The following is a 15,778-nucleotide window of genomic DNA, read 5'->3' on the forward strand; positions in this document are numbered from 1 at the left end:
CCACACCCCTTCGGACGCAGTTCAGCTTGGGGAGGTCAGGACGCTAGGGTCTGGGGATGGCCAGGTATTTCGATGTTCATCCGGAGAATCCGCAGAAGCGCGCGATCGGTCAGGTGGTCGAGCTGGTCCGCGGCGGCGGCCTGATCGCCTACCCGACCGACTCCTGTTTCGCGCTCGGCTGCGCGCTGGGGAACAAGGACGGCATCGACCGGATCAAGAGCATCCGGCAGCTCGACGATCGGCACCACTTCACGCTGGTCTGCCAGGACTTCGCCCAGCTCGGGCAGTTCGTGCACATCAGCAACGCGGTGTTCCGCTCGATCAAGGCGGCGACCCCGGGCAGCTACACGTTCATCCTGCCGGCCACCAAAGAAGTCCCGCGCCGGCTGCTGCATCCGAAGAAGAAGACGGTCGGTGTCCGGATCCCCGACCACGTCGTCACCCAGGCCCTGGTCGGGGAGCTCGGCGAGCCGCTGCTGTCGACCACGCTGCTGCTCCCCGACCAGGAGGAGCCGATGACCCAGGGCTGGGAGATCAAGGAACTGCTCGATCACCAGGTGGACGCGGTCGTCGACTCGGGCGACTGCGGCACCGAGCCCACCACCGTCATCGACTTCTCCGAAGACGTCCCGGAGGTCGTCCGGGTCGGCGCGGGAGATCCGTCGCCGTTCGAGTGAGGCCCGGCGAGGGCTGAGTACTTGCGGCGGGGAAAATTCTGCCGGAAAGTGGCGCCGAGAGGAAAACTACTCACGGAACCACTCACCGCCCCGAATGGAGCCCCACCGTGCCCTCCTTGAAACGACGACCCTCCCTGAAACGACTCGGCCCCGCCCTGGCGGCGGTGGTCCTGCTGGTCGGCGGGATACCGGCCACCGCGCAGGCCTACGCCAACGCGTTCTTCCCGACGCAGAGCAGCGGCAACCGCGGTGCCGACGTACTGGCAATTCAGTACCTGCTCCAGCAGAGCGGCCAGACGAACCCCGCCGACGGCGTCTTCGGTGCCTCGACCGTGACCGCTGCCAAGGCGTTCCAGGCCGCCAAGGGCCTCGCCTCCGACGGCATCGTCGGCCCGGCCACCTGGGGCGCTCTCGTCCCGACCATCCGCTCCGGCGACAGTGGTGCCGCCGTGAAGGCGCTCCAGGTCGAGCTGAATGCCAAGCGTCGTCTCAGCCTGCCCGTCGACGGCGTCTTCAGTACTGCGGTGCGCGACGCCGTCGTCTCGTTCCAGTCGCACGCGGGCATCGGCGCGGACGGGATCGTCGGGCCGATCAGCTGGCGCAACCTCGCCTGGCACTACGACTACCCGGACTTCACCGCCAACCTCTGCGACCAGGACCCCGACGGCAACGGCACCGCCGCGAACTGGGCCGCCGCGGCCGCCGTGGCGCAACTGGAGGCGGCGACCCGCTCCTTCGCGAGCACGAACCAGGGCAAGGTCGGGTACGGCGACGCCGGGTTCGAGCACGGCGGCGACATCCCTGGCCATGCCAGCCATGACAACGGCATGGACATCGACATCTGGCCGATCCGCACCGACAACGCCCAATGCACCGCGGGTCGAATCACCTGGGAGTCGTCGACCTACGACCGGGCCGCGACCCGCCAACTGGTCCAGGCCGTCCGGGCAGCGGCTCCCGGCCACGTCAAGTTCATCTGGTTCAACGACCCGACCCTGATCAACGAGGGCCTGACTGCCAATTGGCCCGCGCACGACAACCACCTGCACGTCCGGTACTGCGAGAAGGTCCACCCCATTTCGACGTACGTGTGCTGACAAACTGAGCAGGTGACCACACTCGACCTGACCCCAGACGAACTGCTTACCACCACCCGGACCGTCCGCAAGCGGCTGGACCTGGACCGGCCGGTGCCAATGGAGCTCATCAAGGAGTGCATCGAGATCGCGCTCCAGGCTCCGTCCGGCAGCAACCGGCAGACCTGGCACTGGCTGGTGATCACGGACCCGGAGAAGCGGGCCGCGATCGGTGAGTACTACCGCCGGTCGGTCGCCGCGTACCTGGAGTCCTCGGGCGCGGCAGGACGGCTGTACGCCGATGATCCCGAGCGGGCGCCGGTGCAGCAGCGGGTCGGGTCGAGTGTGGCGTACCTGGGTGAGCGGATGGGGCAGGTGCCGGTCCTGCTGATCCCTTGCCTGCAAGCGAAGTCGCTGGGCGCGGGCAACCAGGCCGGCCTGTGGGGCTCGATCCTGCCCGCCGCCTGGAACTACTGCCTCGCCGCTCGTGCGCGCGGCCTGGGTACGGCGTGGACGACGCTGCACATGACCTACGAGCAGGAGATCTCCGAGTTGCTCGGGCTGCCGGAGGACATCCGCCAGTCAGTCCTGCTCCCCACCGCCTACTACACCGGCGACACCTTCAAGCCGGCTCCGCGTCAGCCGCTCGACGACATCCTGCACGTCGACACCTGGTAACCCACCCGAACCGACGCTCGGGCGATACGCGCGACCTTGCCTAACAGGCTAAAGCGCTGCGCCGGCTGGTCGTCGAGGCGCTGGCTGTGGCGGAGCCGCCCGGCGCCGGTCTGGTACGGCTGCTCGACTGGGAGACCGGCGACCTCGCTACCGCGCTGGTGTTGTCGGCCGCCAGGTTGCTGGAGCGCGAAGACCTGACCCGGTTGCGCGAGTGCCAGGACGACGACTGCGGCTGGCTGTTCCTGGACCAGAGCAAGAACAAGTCGCGACGCTGGTGCAGTTCCGGGGACTGCGGTAACCGGGCCAGGGCGAAGCGGCACTACGAACGGACCCATTCATGAGCCTTGTCGCGAAGACATAACGCCTTTCGTCGACGAGTCCTGCTCGCGGGGTTGATCGTCACCCAGCTCGGTGGTCCGGGCTGGCATGAAGTGGACTGGACGAAGCTGGCCGGAGTGGGCGCGGCCGGCGGGTTGTGCCTGGCCAAGGTCCCGATGCTGGTGGCTGTCGCGGACGGGATCGTCGTGACAGCGCTGCTGCGGCTCAGCTTTCGGTAGCGGCCATTTCCTCGATGGTGAGGCCGCTGAGGATCGAGCGCGGCTCGGTGACGGTGAGGTCGAGCAGCGGATCGGCGTCGTCGTCGCGGACCTTGACGAGCAGCCAGTCGCGCTCGGTGCGGGTAAGCGCGAAGACGCCGGCCAGCTTGACGCCCTGGAGTCGGAACTTGAAATGACCGCGATCGATCGCGGTGGCAGGGTCGACCAGCCGTTGCTTGTCCGCGGTGAGGTTCTGGTAGACGCCTGCGTCCCAGACGATCACCGCGCCACTGCCGTACTGGCTGCCCTCGATCACGCCCTCGTACTCGGCGTACTCGATCGAGTGGTCGGTGGTGAAGACGGCGAGCCGCTTCACGGTCGGATCGAGCGAAGGACCACGCGGTACGGCCCAGGACTTCAGCACACCGTCGACCTCGAGCCTGAGGTCGTAGTGCAGCCGTCTCGCGTCATGCAACTGCACGACGAAGATAGGGGCCGCAGGCATCCAAGAACCTTCCGCTGGTGGTCCGTCGCACAGACAAGCTTACGGCGGACCACCCGCGGGGAGGGCACTGCCGCGCTGACCGGGAGGGCGGTCAGGCCGCGGCAGCGGTGGGAGGCTCGATCTGATCGCGCAGCCGGTCGAGAATGCCGCGCAGCAGGCGGGAGACCTGCATCTGGCTGACGCCGATCTCGGCACCGATGTCCGCCTGGGTGTGACCCTCGACGAACCGCAGTTCGAGGATCTTGCGTTCTCTCGGTGCCAGGTCGTTCAGTACCGGCTCGAGGACGGCGACCGCCTCGGTCCGCTCGAACGCGGAATCTTCCTCGTCCGCGATCGTGTCGGCCAGGCTGGCTGTCGAATCGCCGTCCATCGGACGGTCCAGCGACAGCACGGAGAAACAGCCGTCGGCGGCGATGGCCGCTTCGACGTCGCCGACCTGGACGCCGATCGCCTCGGCGAGTTCTGCCAGGGTCGGATCGCGCTGCAGGTCCTGGACGAGTTGCGGACGCGCGGCGGCGATGGATCCCTGCAGTTCCTGCAGCCGGCGCGGGATGCGAACGGTCCAGGAACAATCCCTGAAGTACCGTTTAACTTCACCGCGGATAGTCGGTACGGCGTACGCCAGGAACGGCGTCTCCGTGTCGGGACGGTAGCTACGGGCCGCTTTCAGCAAGCCGAGATAGGCGACCTGGTCCAGGTCGTCGGCCTCGACTCCGCGGCCGCGGAACCGGCTCGCGATGCTGTGGGCGATCCCTAGGTTGAGCTCGATCGCCTGCTCGAGCAGGGACTGACGCTCTTCTTCGTTCGTGGAGCCGGCCCGCTGGTCCAGAAGGGACCGGGTGGCTCTGTCGCGGCGCTGCTTCGGATCGTTCGGTGCAGACTGCTCGTCGACGGTGCTGCTGGCAAGTACGGTAACCATGATTCTTGACCTCGCGACTATGAGTCACGGCGCGGCACATGTCTGGACCGCGGTCAATATCTGTAAGTCAGTTCTACCCTATCGGAGCCGAAGTTATGCATCCGACTTTCGACCGTCACCAACCCGCAGGGGTCGTGACAGGACGGAAACACTGTGTAGCAAGGGAAAACGTGGCCGGGCAAAGGTGAAGAACTACTCAAGGTTACGAAGCGCTGCCAGAGCGGCAACCGGTGTCCGGGCCGAATCACGCCAGCGCAGTGACCATCCATAGGGTGGGACACCGGCAGCCAGCGGACGGACGACGACTCCGGCGGGATGTGGCGTGGAGAGCAGCCCGACCGCGACACACTCGCCTGCCTTGACCAGTTCGAGCGCGGAACTGGTTCCATCCGTGCTCGCGGGATGCCGGCGCGGGGTGAATCCCGCAGTACGGCAGCAGGACAGGATGAACTCGTTCCACTCCGGCGCGAAGTCGTCCCGGGGCAGATAGTGCGTCTCGGCGGTCAGTTCCCGTACGGCGACTGCGTCGGCGGTCGCGAGCGGGTGATCCGCGGGCAGCGCGACGCCGAGCGCCTCGCGCCGGATGAGCCGCTGGACCACTCCCTCCGGGCAGTGCGCGGTGGAACCGCACAGCGCGAGATCGAGCTCACCGCTGAGCAAGCGACGTTCCTGGTCGCGAGTGCCGCGGCTGCTCACCTCGAGCCGGAGCGACGGCAGGCGGTCGCGAAGCCTGGCCAGCACGGCACGCGGTGTCGCCAGATCGGTCTGCAGCACGTCGATACGTAGGACCTGGTCCCGTCCCGCGGCGGCGGTCGCGTCGGCGACCCCGGACCTGATCGCGGCGAGCGCTCCTCGCGCGTGCGGAAGGAAGGCATCGCCTGCTGCCGTCATCGACACGCCACGTGGGGAGCGCTCGAACAGCTGGGCGCCGAGTTGGGCCTCGAGGCGCCGGATCTGGTTGCTCAGCGCGGGCTGGGAGACGTAGAGCCGACGGGCCGCTGCGGTGAAATGCAGCTCCTCCGCCATGACGAGAAAATACCGGACCAGTCGTAGATCGACGTCCATGACGCTTGCGGAACCTTCCTACCTGCCGTGACAACCGGAGAATGTGACGTTAGTGCGCTTGTGCGCCGGCCGTCGAGACCTCAGCACACCCAACGTGATTCAGCTGTCGACACTGCGTGAGGGCGCCGCCCGGGTGCCCCTCTGGGTTGGTCAGGTCACGCGGAGCGTGATTGGGGAGATTGGCTCGCCCCAAGACCGCTGGGATGCGCCCGGCCCCGGGTTGCCCGCGGTTGGATGTCTTTGTGCACCGGCTGAGTGTTCGGGGGCCGATCGCATACTCCGGCTGTGCACAAAGCGAGGAGTGCACGCGTTGGTTGACGGCCTTTGTGCATCCGGTGAGCGCCTTCCGGGACGCGGAGTGCTCAGCCGGTGCACAAAAGACGCCCGGACCGCGGGGTAACGGGGGAAGGCTCCGGACATGCCGGTGGCCCCGATGCTGTCTGCTCAACATCGGGGCCTGGTCACCAGCACTTGCTCTACCCCAGTGCCCGAAAGGCTTTCTTTTATTCAACTTTTCGGGTGACCTAGGGCACGATCAGTTTCCCGGCCATTCGCCGGTCCAGCGTTCGAACGCCTTGGCGCCGCCGCGGTCGACGGCTGCCTTGACCACGGCGTACACGGCACCTTGAAGTGCCGCGGCGAGGAGGAGCTGGCGCCACGGATACTCCGACTGGAGCGCGTCCGGGGCGTCGTCCTCGTCGCTGATCCGGCGCCAGACCTGTTTGAAGATGGCGCCGGCGACCAGTCCGCCGGCGATACCGGAGATCAGGCCGAACGGGCGATAGGCGATCTTGGCGGCTTTGCTCACTTGCCGCGCCCCGCAATCCAGGCAGCGGCGCCGACACCGAGCGCGACCGCGCCGCCGATGGCAGCGACGGCGCGCGGGTGCTGCCGGGTGAGCGCAGGCACCTGCTTGGCCCGCTGACCCGCAGTACCGGCAACGCCGGCTGCGCGGTGTCCGGCAGTGCCTGCGACCTCGGCTGCGCGGTGTCCGGCGTTGGCGGCGGACTCCTTGATCCTGCGCGGGAAGTTCAGTTGGTAGCTGAGTTCCTGGACGGTGTCCGCCAGGTGCTGCCGGGTCATTTGCAGATCAGCCCGCAGCGCTTCCGTCTCGCTTAGCTGGGTGTCCTTCGTGGTGGTCATGAAACTTTCCTGCCTTCCGGCTCGTGGCCCTTGAGCGCTTCCAGGTCCTCGTGAACTCCCTCGACCGCCTGCTGCGGCACCGGCGGAGTCGCCTGGCTGACGTGTCGCTTGCCGAGCAGCGCGGCCACGCCGGCGATCGCGAACAGAACCAGCGCGATCAGCAAGGCCGACAACCAGGCCGGTACCGCGGCCGCGAGGCCGAGGATGGCGGCCGCCACCAGCGCGCCGACGCCGTAGACGGCGACGGTGCCGGCACCCCCGAACAGGCCGATGCCGATCCCGGCTTCCTTGCCCTTGTCCTTCAACTCCGCCTTGGCGAGCTGGAGCTCGTCGCGAACCAGTCGGCTCACATCGCTACTCATCTGGGCCACCAAGGCACCGAATTGCTCGTCCTGGCCGGTTCGGTGGCCGTCCTGCCGGACGGCCGAAGGGTGCGTCGTCATGGTGTCTCCCGTGGTTGACTTACTGGCCCGGTACCCAGTACCGGTCACGCCAAGCGACGGAGAGGCAACGATGGATTGGAAGCTCGAACTGGTGTCGGTGCCGGTGGCGGATGTGGATCGGGCCAAGGAGTTCTACACCGAGAAGGCCGGATTCCACGCCGACCACGACCATCAGGTCACCGACGAACTGCGCTTCGTCCAGCTCACTCCGCCAGGGTCGGCCTGCTCGATCGCCATCGGGACCGGGATGCCACAGGCGGAGCCGGGGTCGGTCCGGGGGCTGCAGATCGTGGTAGCGGACGTGGCCGAGGCGCGGGCCGGGCTGGTCGAGCGCGGGGTGGAGGTGTCGGAGATCCAGGAGTTCCCCTGGGGCAGCTTCGTCTTCTTCAGCGACCCCGACGGCAATGGCTGGGCCCTGCAGCAGATCCCGGTCTAGGGCTGACGGGTCAGCAACTTCTGGGGGGCTTGAACTCTACTTACGGATGAACAGTTCGAAAGTCCTTACCTGGTTGAGGATTCCATCGGTGATACCGAGCATCGGACAGTTCGAGTTACCGCTGGGTCCGGGCCGGTGACCGGTTGTAAGGTGGCCTTTGGTTGAGCAGCCAGCCGGCGTTCGATGCGTCGACGACTGCGGTCCCTGCCGAGGACGAATATGACCGAACTGCACCACCCCCGCAAAGCAGCCCGACGCCATCAATCCGTTGCCGCCCCTGTCAAGAAGTCGAGTGCCATGCCTGTTGCCACTCCCACTGCCAGGCCCGTCGACGTCCAGGTCCGCATCGGCGGCCGCTGGATCGCCGGTCAGGCCCTGACCCACCGCGCCGACGAAGTACTGGTCAGCCACCACGGCCACTTGGTCTGGGTCGACCAGCAGTCCGTCCGTACCGCCTGACGCTTCCTCGACCAGCCCGGTAGCTCCGCCTGCCAGACTCTCGCCATGGAGTTGCGGCAGTTGGAGTACTTCGTGGCGGTGGCGCACGAGCGGTCGTTCACGCTCGCGGCGCAGCGGCTGCATGTTGATCCTTCCTGGGATCAGCCCGCTAGGGAACGAAGAAGCCTCGGCGGGCCCTGACAGCACCGCCGAGGCTTTTGTTGATTACTCAACAGGTTGAGATGGTACGTGGAAACCGCGTTCCCCGGCAGTGGGTGTCTCAAATCAAGACACCTGCCCGTATTGTTGGCTGCTGCAACCAAATGGTCCGGGTGAGGCTGCGTCTGATCAGTACGGAGTGCCGAGCAGACCACGACGCCAACGTCGAGCACGGCAACGGCTACCCGGCACACGAGCAGGACCGCCAGGCCTTCGGGTAGTCGCCGGACCGCCAACACTCACCAAGGGCGCTCCCAAGCGTGGAACCGGTGCTCGCTGAGCGGTGGAGGCCGGCTCGGTGAGCCGATGGTGAGTGTTGGCGGTCCACCCGCTTCGGGGGATTGTCGGCCGGGGGTGGGATGCTCTGCGGGCAACGGCTGTGGTGGGAAGGCGGGTCGGCGGTGGGGCCTTGGGATGTGGAGCGGGTGCTGGCGCTTGCGTCCGACGCTGCCTCGGCCAAGGCGGGGCAGGGCCAGGCGAATTCAGCCAAGTGGTCGGAGCAGGGCAGTTCGGAGCGGGCTGTCTGGGGGCTCTGCCAGGGCAGCGGGAAGAAGCCGTACCAGACGATCGTCGACCTGAGCGGCCCCGCGTATCGCTGTAGCTGCCCGAGCCGGAAGTTCCCCTGCAAGCACGCGCTCGGGCTCCTGCTCCTCTGGTCCACGGACCGGCTCGCCGCAGCCAGCGAGCCGGCCTGGGCGACCGAGTGGATCGAGGAGCGCGCAGGCAAAGCCGACCGGGCGGCCGAGCGGGCGGAGAAGAAGCCGGGCGAGGTCGTCGATCCGCTGGCGGCGCAGCAGCGGGTGGTGCGCCGGACCGAGCGGGTCGCGGGCGGGATGGCTGAGCTCCGCGGTTGGCTGGACGACCAGGTGCGGCAGGGGCTGAGCGGGTTCGAGCAACGTGGGTATGCCGAGCTGAGCCGCCTCGCCGCGCGAATGGTGGACGCGCAGGCGCCAGGCGTCGCAGGCGCCGTACGCCGGGCGGCCGGTGTGGTCGGTCGCGGCCACGGCTGGCCGGGCGAGCTGCTGGAGGAACTGTCGCTGATCCACCTCACCGTGTCGGCTCATTCGCGCCTGGCCGAGTTGCCGCCCTCCGTGGCGGACACCGTGCAGTCGCGGATCGGCTGGACCGTCGAGACCGCGCGGGTGCTGGCCGAAGGGGAGAAGGTCGAGGACGATTGGCTGGTGCTCGGCCGGGTGATCGAGCCGGACGACCACCTGACCGTACGGCGCCTGTGGTTGCGCGGCGCGTCGACCGGGCGGCTCGCGTTGATCCTGAACTTCGCCGCGGGCGGTCGACAACTCGATCCGCTCCCGGCCCGTCCCGGCGAGCTCGTCCCCGGCGCCCTGTCCTTCTACCCTGGCGTCCTGCCGATGCGCGCGCTGCTCACCCAATCGGCGCCACGCCTGCCCGGCCCTCGCCCTGGCGGCTTCACCGCGAAGCAGGCTCTGGCTTCGTACGTCGAATCGCTGGCGGCCGATCCGTGGAACGAGCGCTGGCCGTTGGTGCTGGCCGACGTGCGTCCGGCGCGGAACGGTGACGGCTGGGCCCTTGTTGACGAGACGGGCGGGCTGGAATTGCTGCCCGGTGTGGATCCCTGGAAGCTGCTCGCAGTCTCAGCCGGCGACCCGATCACCGTCGCCGGGGAATGGAACAGAGTCGGCTTCAAACCCATGACCTGCTGGCACACCGACCGCCCGGTCGTGCTCTCGTGAGGGGCTGGGATGGGTTGGTCAGTTCGGCGCTGCTTGGGACTGAGCGGCGGCCGGCGCATTTCGACGAGTTGCCGGAGGTGATCCGGGAGCAGGTAGGCGAGGGGGGACTGCTGGATGCGGCGGCATTGGCGACGGTCTATCAGCGAGCTGGGCGGAGGCCACTCGAAGGTCTGGAGCCGCTCCCGGTAGCGGCAGGAGAAGACAGGCCACTGCCTCGCCGCGTTGCGATCCGGCGGCTGGCGGCGATGCTGGGCGGGTTCCAGACGGCCGCGCTCGGCGAGTGGTTGCGAGCGGCCGATGCCCGCGGCTGGGGTGTGCCGCCGGAACACCTGCCGGCGTTGGCCGACTACGCTCGCGGGCGCTCGGAGTACAGGCCGCTGGTGGTGAAGGCAGCGGGCAGGCGCGCGAGTTGGCTCGCCGACCTCAACCCCGAATGGCGGTTCCTGCACGAAGCGGTTGCTGATAGCAACAACACGGAGATCTGGACACACGGCAACGCGATCCAGCGCCGGAGCTGGTTCCGCGAGTCGCGTCGCCGAGACCCGGCCGCCGCGCTCGAAGCGCTCCGCGAGGTCTGGCCGGCTGAGGTCGCGGCGACCCGGGTCGAGTTCCTGACGTTGTTGACCAGTGAGCTGTCGTTGGCAGACGAGGAGTTTCTCGAGACCGCGCTCGACGACCGGTCGAAGGAGGTCCGCCGAGCCGCGGCGACCTTGCTCGCGCGGCTGCCTGGTTCGCAGTACGGCGAACGGATGGCGGCGCGAGTGTGGTCGCACCTGACCGTCAGCCAGGGCGTTCTCGCCGTGACCTTGCCGTCGCAGGTGGACGCGTCGATGCAGCGGGACGGGATCGATCCGCAACCGCAGGAGGGAATCGGCAAGCGGGCTTGGTGGTTGCGGCAGCTCCTCGCCGCAGCGCCGCTCGCGACCGCCGACCCGTCGTACCTCCAGCTAGCCGTCGAAGGCTGCGCGCCCGAGGTACTGCAAGTGGCTTGGTCCGAAGCGGCAGTGCGCGAGCGGAACCTCGATTGGGCCCGAGCCTTGTTGCAGGCAGATGCGGCTACGGGCAACAGGATCGCCGAGTTGCTGAGAGTGCTGCCCGAGGACGAATGGGTGCCAGCGCTCGAAGGACTGCGCGCCCGGATCGACCTCGCGGAGCTGGTCGGCGGCCTGCCCGTACCGTGGCCCGCGCCGCTCGGCGCGATGGTGCTCGACCTGCTGGAGAAGGCCGGCTCCGCCCGCAACTGGGCGCGATTGGCGAGCATCGCGGCCCGCGCCGTACCGCCCGAAGTACTGAACCATCCGATCACTCGCGAACCGACAGGTGAGGAAGACACCTGGCGGCTGCGTCTCGTCGAGACCTTGATCTTCCGCCGTGAGATGTACGAGGAGCTGTCATGACTGAGGTACTCCGGCCGCATGCCGAGGACGAGTACGCCGACGAACTGGCCGCGCTGATCGCGTCGGACGACCGGGCCCGGCCGCCGGCGTGGCGGATGTCGCCGGCAGCCGTGGTGACGTACCTGCTCGGCGGGACCGCGGGGGATGTGGAGATCACCCCGAAGTACGTCGGACCGCGGCGGCTGGTCGAGGTCGCGGTCGCCACACTGGCGACGGATCGCGCGCTGCTGCTCCTCGGCGTACCGGGAACGGCGAAGACGTGGGTCAGTGAACATCTCGCGGCGGCGATCAGTGGCGACTCGACCTTGCTGGTGCAGGGGACCGCGGGCACCGCCGAGGAGGCGATCCGGTACGGCTGGAACTACGCGCAACTGATTGCCCAAGGCCCCAGTGAGGCCGCGTTGGTGCCGAGTCCGGTGTTCCGGGCGATGGCGGACGCGAAGATCGCCCGGATCGAGGAGCTGACCCGGATGCCGTCCGACGTCCAGGACGCGCTGATCACGATCCTGTCCGAGAAGACGCTGCCGATCGCCGAGCTGGGCACGGAAGTCATGGCCCGCAAGGGTTTCAACGTCATCGCGACCGCCAACGACCGGGACAAGGGGATCAACGAGCTGTCCAGCGCGTTGCGCCGCCGGTTCAATACGGTGGTGCTGCCGTTGCCGGATTCGGCCGAGGACGAGGTGGAGATCGTCTCGCGCCGGGTCTCGCAGTTGGGCGCATCGCTCGAGCTTCCGCAGCCTGACGACGCGCTGGCCGAGATCCGCCGGGTGGTGACGGTGTTCCGCGAACTGCGCGCCGGCCGGACGGAGGACGGGCGGACCGCGGTGAAGTCGCCGTCCGGCACGCTTTCCACCGCCGAGGCGATCAGTGTGGTGACCGGTGGACTCGCGCTGGCCGCGCACTTCGGCGACGGAGTGCTGCGCTCGTACGACGTGGCGGGCGGCATCCTCGGTGCGGTGGTGAAGGACCCGTCGGCGGACCGGGTGGTGTGGTCGGAGTACCTGGAGACGGTGGTTCGCGAGCGGGAAGGCTGGTCCGACTTCTACCGTGCCTGCCGGGAAATCAGCGGATGACAGTCACCGAAGCCGAAGCCGAAGCCGAAGCCGAAGCCGAGGCGGCGACCGAGCCCGAGCCCGAGGCAGTGACCGAGCCCGAGCCCGAGGCAGCGACTGAGGCTGTGGCGCGCGGGCCGGTGCAGCTGTTCGGGATCAGGCATCATGGGCCGGGATCGGCGCGGGCGCTGGCGACCGCGCTGGCCGAGATGCAGCCGGACATCGTACTGATCGAGGGACCGCCCGAGGCCGACAAGATCGTGGAGCTGGCCGCCGAGGAAGGGATGGAGCCGCCGGTAGCGTTGCTGGCTTACGCGGTCGACGACTCGACCAGGGCGGCGTTCTGGCCGTTCGCGGTGTTCAGCCCGGAGTGGCAGGCGATCCGGCACGCGCTGGCCGCCGGAGTACCGGTTCGGTTCTGTGATCTGCCGGCGGCACATCAGTTCGCCTCGTCGGGAGCGGACGGCCGGCGCGGGTTGTCGATGGATCCGCTGGCCACGTTGGCGAACGCCGGCGGCTACGACGATCCCGAGCGCTGGTGGGACGACGTCATCGAACACCGGCGGAGCGGGGCCGAGCCGTTCACGGTGATCGCCGAGGCGATGGGCGAACTGCGCATTGGTGAGGAGGCGACCGGTCGGGAGGCGCAGCGCGAGGCCTACATGCGGACAGTGCTGCGGAAGGCGTTGAAGGAAGGCTTCCAACGGATCGCCGTGGTCTGCGGAGCCTGGCACGTGCCTGCCCTGACACTGCCGTTGCCCCCGGCAACACATGATCAGCGGATTCTCAAGGGTCTGCCGAAGCGCAAGGTCGCCTGTACGTGGGTGCCGTGGACGCATGGCAGGTTGGCCAGCGCCAGTGGGTACGGCGCGGGGGTGACCTCGCCGGGCTGGTACCACCACCTGTTCACCGCGCCCGACCAGATCACCACCCGCTGGTTGTCGAAGGTAGCCCGGGTACTACGGGCCGAGGACCTGCCGGTGTCCAGTGCACACGTGATCGAGGCGGTCCGACTGGCGGAAACCCTTGCAGCGCTGCGCGAACGGCCCCTCGCGGGGTTGAGCGAGGTGACCGAAGCGACTCGTGCGGTCATGTGCGGGGGCAACGACGTACTGCTCGACCTGGTGACGCGAGAGGCCGTGGTCGGTGAGTTGCTGGGCGCAGTACCAGCTTCTACTCCACAGGCGCCGGTAGCTGCGGACCTGGCCGCCCAAGCGCGTCGGCTGCGGATGAAGCGCGACGCCGTCGAGCGGGTGGTCGAGCTCGATCTGCGGAAGCCGAACGACTTGGAGAAGTCCCGGTTGCTGCACCGGCTGCGAATCCTTGGCATCGACTGGGGCGTGCCGACCGCGGACGAGCGACGCAACCAGGGAACGTTCCGTGAGACCTGGACGCTGAGCTGGGATCCGGGCCTGGAGGTGGACCTCGTCGCCGCTGGCGCACACGGTACGACGGTGCTCGGCGCGGCGACCACGACGATGCTCAAGGTCGCCGAGGAAGCGTCGACTCTGGCCGCGGTGACCGCGGCGCTGGAGCGGTCGTTGCTCGCGGATCTCGCCGACGCCTTGCCCGCTTTGCTGGCCGGGGTGGATACGCGGGCGGCCAAGGACGCCGACGTCGGGCACTTGATGGCGGCGCTGCCTGCGTTGGCCCGGTCCGCGCGGTACGGCGATGTGCGCGGTAGCGACACCGGTGGACTCGGCTCGGTCGCGAGCCGGATGGTTTCGCGAGTCTGCGCCGGATTGGCCCGGACAGTGCATGGGCTCGACCCGGAGGCCGCGGCGAAGGTGCTCGAACTGATCGACGGCGTACAGGATGCGACCGCGTTGCTGCCGGCGGAGGTCAGGCGCGAGTGGCTGGCCACGCTGGAGGGGTTGAGCGATCGGTCGTCGGTGCCGCCGTTGATCGCCGGGCGGTTGACCCGGTTGATGCTCGATACGTCACGGGTCGAGTCCCGCGAGGTCGGGCTCCGGCTCGGGCGGGTGCTGACCCCCGGTACGCCGACCGGCGATGCGGCCGGTTATATCGAAGGGTTCTTGGCCGGCGGTGGGTTGCTGCTGATCCATGACGAACACCTGCTGGCGTTGGTGGATTCGTGGCTGGCCGGGATCCGGGACGAGGACTTCGTCGAGGTGCTGCCGCTGCTCCGCCGGACGTTCGGCACCTTCGCGCCACCCGAACGCCGCTCGATCGGATCGCGAGCCGCCGTACTGGGACCGGCCGGTCGCGTCCGGGTGGTTGCTGAGGACAACGACTTGGACGAGGAGCTGGCGGCCTCCGTGCTGCCCGCCGTGGCCCGATTGCTGGGGGTGTGATGGTGGAGGACGAGCGGATGCGGCGCTGGCGCCTCGTGCTCGGCAGCGAAGCGGAACCAGAGACCGCTACGACGTTGTCCGGCGCCGACAGGTCGATCGACGCGGCCCTCGCCGCCCTGTACGACGCCGAGCCGGGTGAGTCGGGGTCTCGGCGATCGGCCGGTCTCGGTTCGTCCGCGCCGAGGGTCGCGCGCTGGTTGGGAGATATTCGCGGCTACTTCCCGAGCACGGTGGTCCAGGTGATGCAGCGCGACGCGGTCGAGCGGCTCGGGATCACCCGGATGCTGATGGAGCCCGAGCTCCTCGGTGCGGTCGAACCGGACGTCCACCTGGTCAGCACGTTGCTCGCGCTGAACGAGGTGATGCCCGAGGAGACCAAACAGACCGCACGCGAAGTGGTCGGCCGGGTCGTCGCGGAGCTGGAGCAACGCCTTGCCGAGCGGACCAGGGCGGCTGTGACGGGCGCACTCGATCGCGCCGGGCGGACCGGGCGGCCGCGACACGCGGACATCGACTGGGACCGGACGATCCGGGCCAACCTGAAGCACTTCTCGCCCTCGCTCGGGACGATCGTGCCGGACCGGCTGGTCGGCTACGCCCGGCGCAACCACAGCGTCCAGCGCGACATCGTGCTGGCGATCGACCAATCCGGGTCGATGGCTGAGTCGGTCGTCTACGCGAGTCTCTTCGGCGCGGTACTGGGGTCGATGCGTGCCCTGCGGACCAGCCTGGTCGTGTTCGACACGGCGGTTGTGGACCTGACCGACCAGCTGGACGACCCGGTCGACGTCCTGTTCGGGACGCAACTCGGCGGCGGGACGGACATCAACCGGGCCTTGGCGTACTGCGAAGGCCTGGTCGCGCGGCCGGCCGAGACGGTGCTGGTGCTGATCAGCGATCTGTACGAAGGCGGCGTACGGGAAGAGATGTTGCGCCGGGCCCGGTCGCTGGTGGAGTCCGGCGTACAGGTGATCGCGCTGCTGGCACTGGCCGACTCAGGCACGCCCTCGTACGACGGGGACAACGCGGCCGCCCTCACCGACCTGGGCATTCCGACCTTCGCCTGTACGCCGGATCTGTTCCCGGATCTGATGGCCGCCGCCATCCGCCACGAAGACATCTCCTCCTGGGCCGCGGTCAACCTGTCGGGGTGAAATGGGTGGA

The 15,778-nt window shown here is 68.5% G+C and carries 19 protein-coding genes; 13 read left to right on the top strand and 6 right to left on the bottom strand.

Annotation, left to right across the window (positions count from 1 at the left end):
• Positions 1 to 56 precede the first annotated feature (56 nt).
• From F1D05_RS24115 to F1D05_RS24135, 5 genes are all read left to right on the top strand, one after another.
• Complete coding sequence (locus F1D05_RS24115; protein ID WP_185442642.1) at positions 57 to 677, top strand: L-threonylcarbamoyladenylate synthase; 621 nt, start codon at positions 57 to 59, stop codon at positions 675 to 677.
• Between the two features lie 116 nt (positions 678 to 793).
• A complete protein-coding gene (locus tag F1D05_RS24120; RefSeq protein WP_206685814.1) occupies positions 794 to 1,774 on the top strand; it encodes a penicillin-insensitive murein endopeptidase in 981 nt (326 codons plus the stop codon).
• Positions 1,775 to 1,786: 12 nt separating this feature from the next.
• The gene (locus F1D05_RS24125) at positions 1,787 to 2,431 is read left to right on the top strand and encodes a nitroreductase family protein (RefSeq protein ID WP_206685815.1); all 645 of its coding nucleotides are present in this window, start codon (positions 1,787 to 1,789) and stop codon (positions 2,429 to 2,431) included.
• An 86-nt stretch (positions 2,432 to 2,517) separates the two neighbouring features.
• A complete protein-coding gene (locus tag F1D05_RS24130; protein WP_246485921.1) occupies positions 2,518 to 2,772 on the top strand; it encodes a CGNR zinc finger domain-containing protein in 255 nt (84 codons plus the stop codon).
• A gap of 3 nt (positions 2,773 to 2,775) precedes the next feature.
• A complete protein-coding gene (locus F1D05_RS24135) occupies positions 2,776 to 2,988 on the top strand; it encodes a hypothetical protein (RefSeq protein WP_185442644.1) in 213 nt (70 codons plus the stop codon).
• On the opposite strand, the gene F1D05_RS24140 is transcribed toward F1D05_RS24135, so the two are convergent.
• From F1D05_RS24140 to F1D05_RS24165, 6 genes are all read right to left on the bottom strand, one after another.
• A complete protein-coding gene (locus F1D05_RS24140; protein ID WP_185442646.1) occupies positions 2,975 to 3,472 on the bottom strand; it encodes a DNA polymerase ligase N-terminal domain-containing protein in 498 nt (165 codons plus the stop codon). The genes F1D05_RS24135 and F1D05_RS24140 overlap by 14 nt on opposite strands.
• A 91-nt stretch (positions 3,473 to 3,563) precedes the next feature.
• Positions 3,564 to 4,391, bottom strand: a complete 828-nt coding sequence (locus tag F1D05_RS24145; protein WP_185442647.1) for a SigB/SigF/SigG family RNA polymerase sigma factor — start codon at positions 4,389 to 4,391, stop codon at positions 3,564 to 3,566.
• Positions 4,392 to 4,583: 192 nt separating this feature from the next.
• Positions 4,584 to 5,456, bottom strand: coding sequence for a LysR family transcriptional regulator (locus F1D05_RS24150; RefSeq protein ID WP_185442649.1), 873 nt, complete (start codon positions 5,454 to 5,456; stop codon positions 4,584 to 4,586).
• 535 nt (positions 5,457 to 5,991) lie between these two features.
• Positions 5,992 to 6,264 carry a DUF4235 domain-containing protein gene (locus tag F1D05_RS24155; protein ID WP_185442651.1) on the bottom strand — a complete coding sequence of 91 codons (273 nt, stop codon included), beginning with the start codon at positions 6,262 to 6,264 and terminating at the stop codon, positions 5,992 to 5,994.
• Complete coding sequence (locus tag F1D05_RS24160) at positions 6,261 to 6,599, bottom strand: DUF3618 domain-containing protein (protein WP_185442653.1); 339 nt, start codon at positions 6,597 to 6,599, stop codon at positions 6,261 to 6,263. Before F1D05_RS24160 ends, F1D05_RS24155 begins: the two co-directional genes overlap by 4 nt.
• A complete protein-coding gene (locus F1D05_RS24165) occupies positions 6,596 to 7,042 on the bottom strand; it encodes a phage holin family protein (RefSeq protein ID WP_185442655.1) in 447 nt (148 codons plus the stop codon). Before F1D05_RS24165 ends, F1D05_RS24160 begins: the two co-directional genes overlap by 4 nt.
• Before the next feature lie 70 nt (positions 7,043 to 7,112).
• Between F1D05_RS24165 and F1D05_RS24170 the strand changes: the two genes are divergently transcribed.
• The 8 genes from F1D05_RS24170 to F1D05_RS24205 all read left to right on the top strand — a co-directional run bounded on the left by F1D05_RS24170 (position 7,113) and on the right by F1D05_RS24205 (position 15,768).
• Positions 7,113 to 7,478, top strand: a complete 366-nt coding sequence (locus F1D05_RS24170) for a VOC family protein (RefSeq protein ID WP_185442657.1) — start codon at positions 7,113 to 7,115, stop codon at positions 7,476 to 7,478.
• A 297-nt stretch (positions 7,479 to 7,775) separates the two neighbouring features.
• Positions 7,776 to 7,937: a hypothetical protein gene (locus tag F1D05_RS24175; RefSeq protein ID WP_246485922.1), complete on the top strand. Its 162-nt coding sequence runs from the start codon at positions 7,776 to 7,778 to the stop codon at positions 7,935 to 7,937.
• A gap of 45 nt (positions 7,938 to 7,982) precedes the next feature.
• Positions 7,983 to 8,117: a LysR family transcriptional regulator gene (locus F1D05_RS40750; RefSeq protein WP_246485923.1), complete on the top strand. Its 135-nt coding sequence runs from the start codon at positions 7,983 to 7,985 to the stop codon at positions 8,115 to 8,117.
• A gap of 443 nt (positions 8,118 to 8,560) precedes the next feature.
• On the top strand, positions 8,561 to 9,847 hold the full coding sequence (locus F1D05_RS24185) for an SWIM zinc finger family protein (protein WP_246485924.1): 1,287 nt from the start codon (positions 8,561 to 8,563) through the stop codon (positions 9,845 to 9,847).
• Positions 9,844 to 11,244, top strand: coding sequence for a DUF5691 domain-containing protein (locus tag F1D05_RS24190; protein WP_185442663.1), 1,401 nt, complete (start codon positions 9,844 to 9,846; stop codon positions 11,242 to 11,244). Before F1D05_RS24185 ends, F1D05_RS24190 begins: the two co-directional genes overlap by 4 nt.
• Positions 11,241 to 12,320: an ATP-binding protein gene (locus F1D05_RS24195; RefSeq protein ID WP_185442665.1), complete on the top strand. Its 1,080-nt coding sequence runs from the start codon at positions 11,241 to 11,243 to the stop codon at positions 12,318 to 12,320. Before F1D05_RS24190 ends, F1D05_RS24195 begins: the two co-directional genes overlap by 4 nt.
• Positions 12,317 to 14,614 (top strand): DUF5682 family protein, encoded by a 2,298-nt coding sequence (locus F1D05_RS24200; RefSeq protein ID WP_219732962.1) that lies wholly within the window; start codon positions 12,317 to 12,319, stop codon positions 14,612 to 14,614. The genes F1D05_RS24195 and F1D05_RS24200 overlap by 4 nt, the downstream gene beginning before the upstream one ends.
• 17 nt (positions 14,615 to 14,631) lie before the next feature.
• Positions 14,632 to 15,768 (top strand): VWA domain-containing protein, encoded by a 1,137-nt coding sequence (locus tag F1D05_RS24205; protein ID WP_246485925.1) that lies wholly within the window; start codon positions 14,632 to 14,634, stop codon positions 15,766 to 15,768.
• The last annotated feature ends 10 nt before the right edge of the window (positions 15,769 to 15,778 follow it).

This window comes from Kribbella qitaiheensis (genome assembly GCF_014217565.1).
GTDB classification, from domain to species: Bacteria; Actinomycetota; Actinomycetes; order Propionibacteriales; family Kribbellaceae; genus Kribbella; species Kribbella qitaiheensis_A.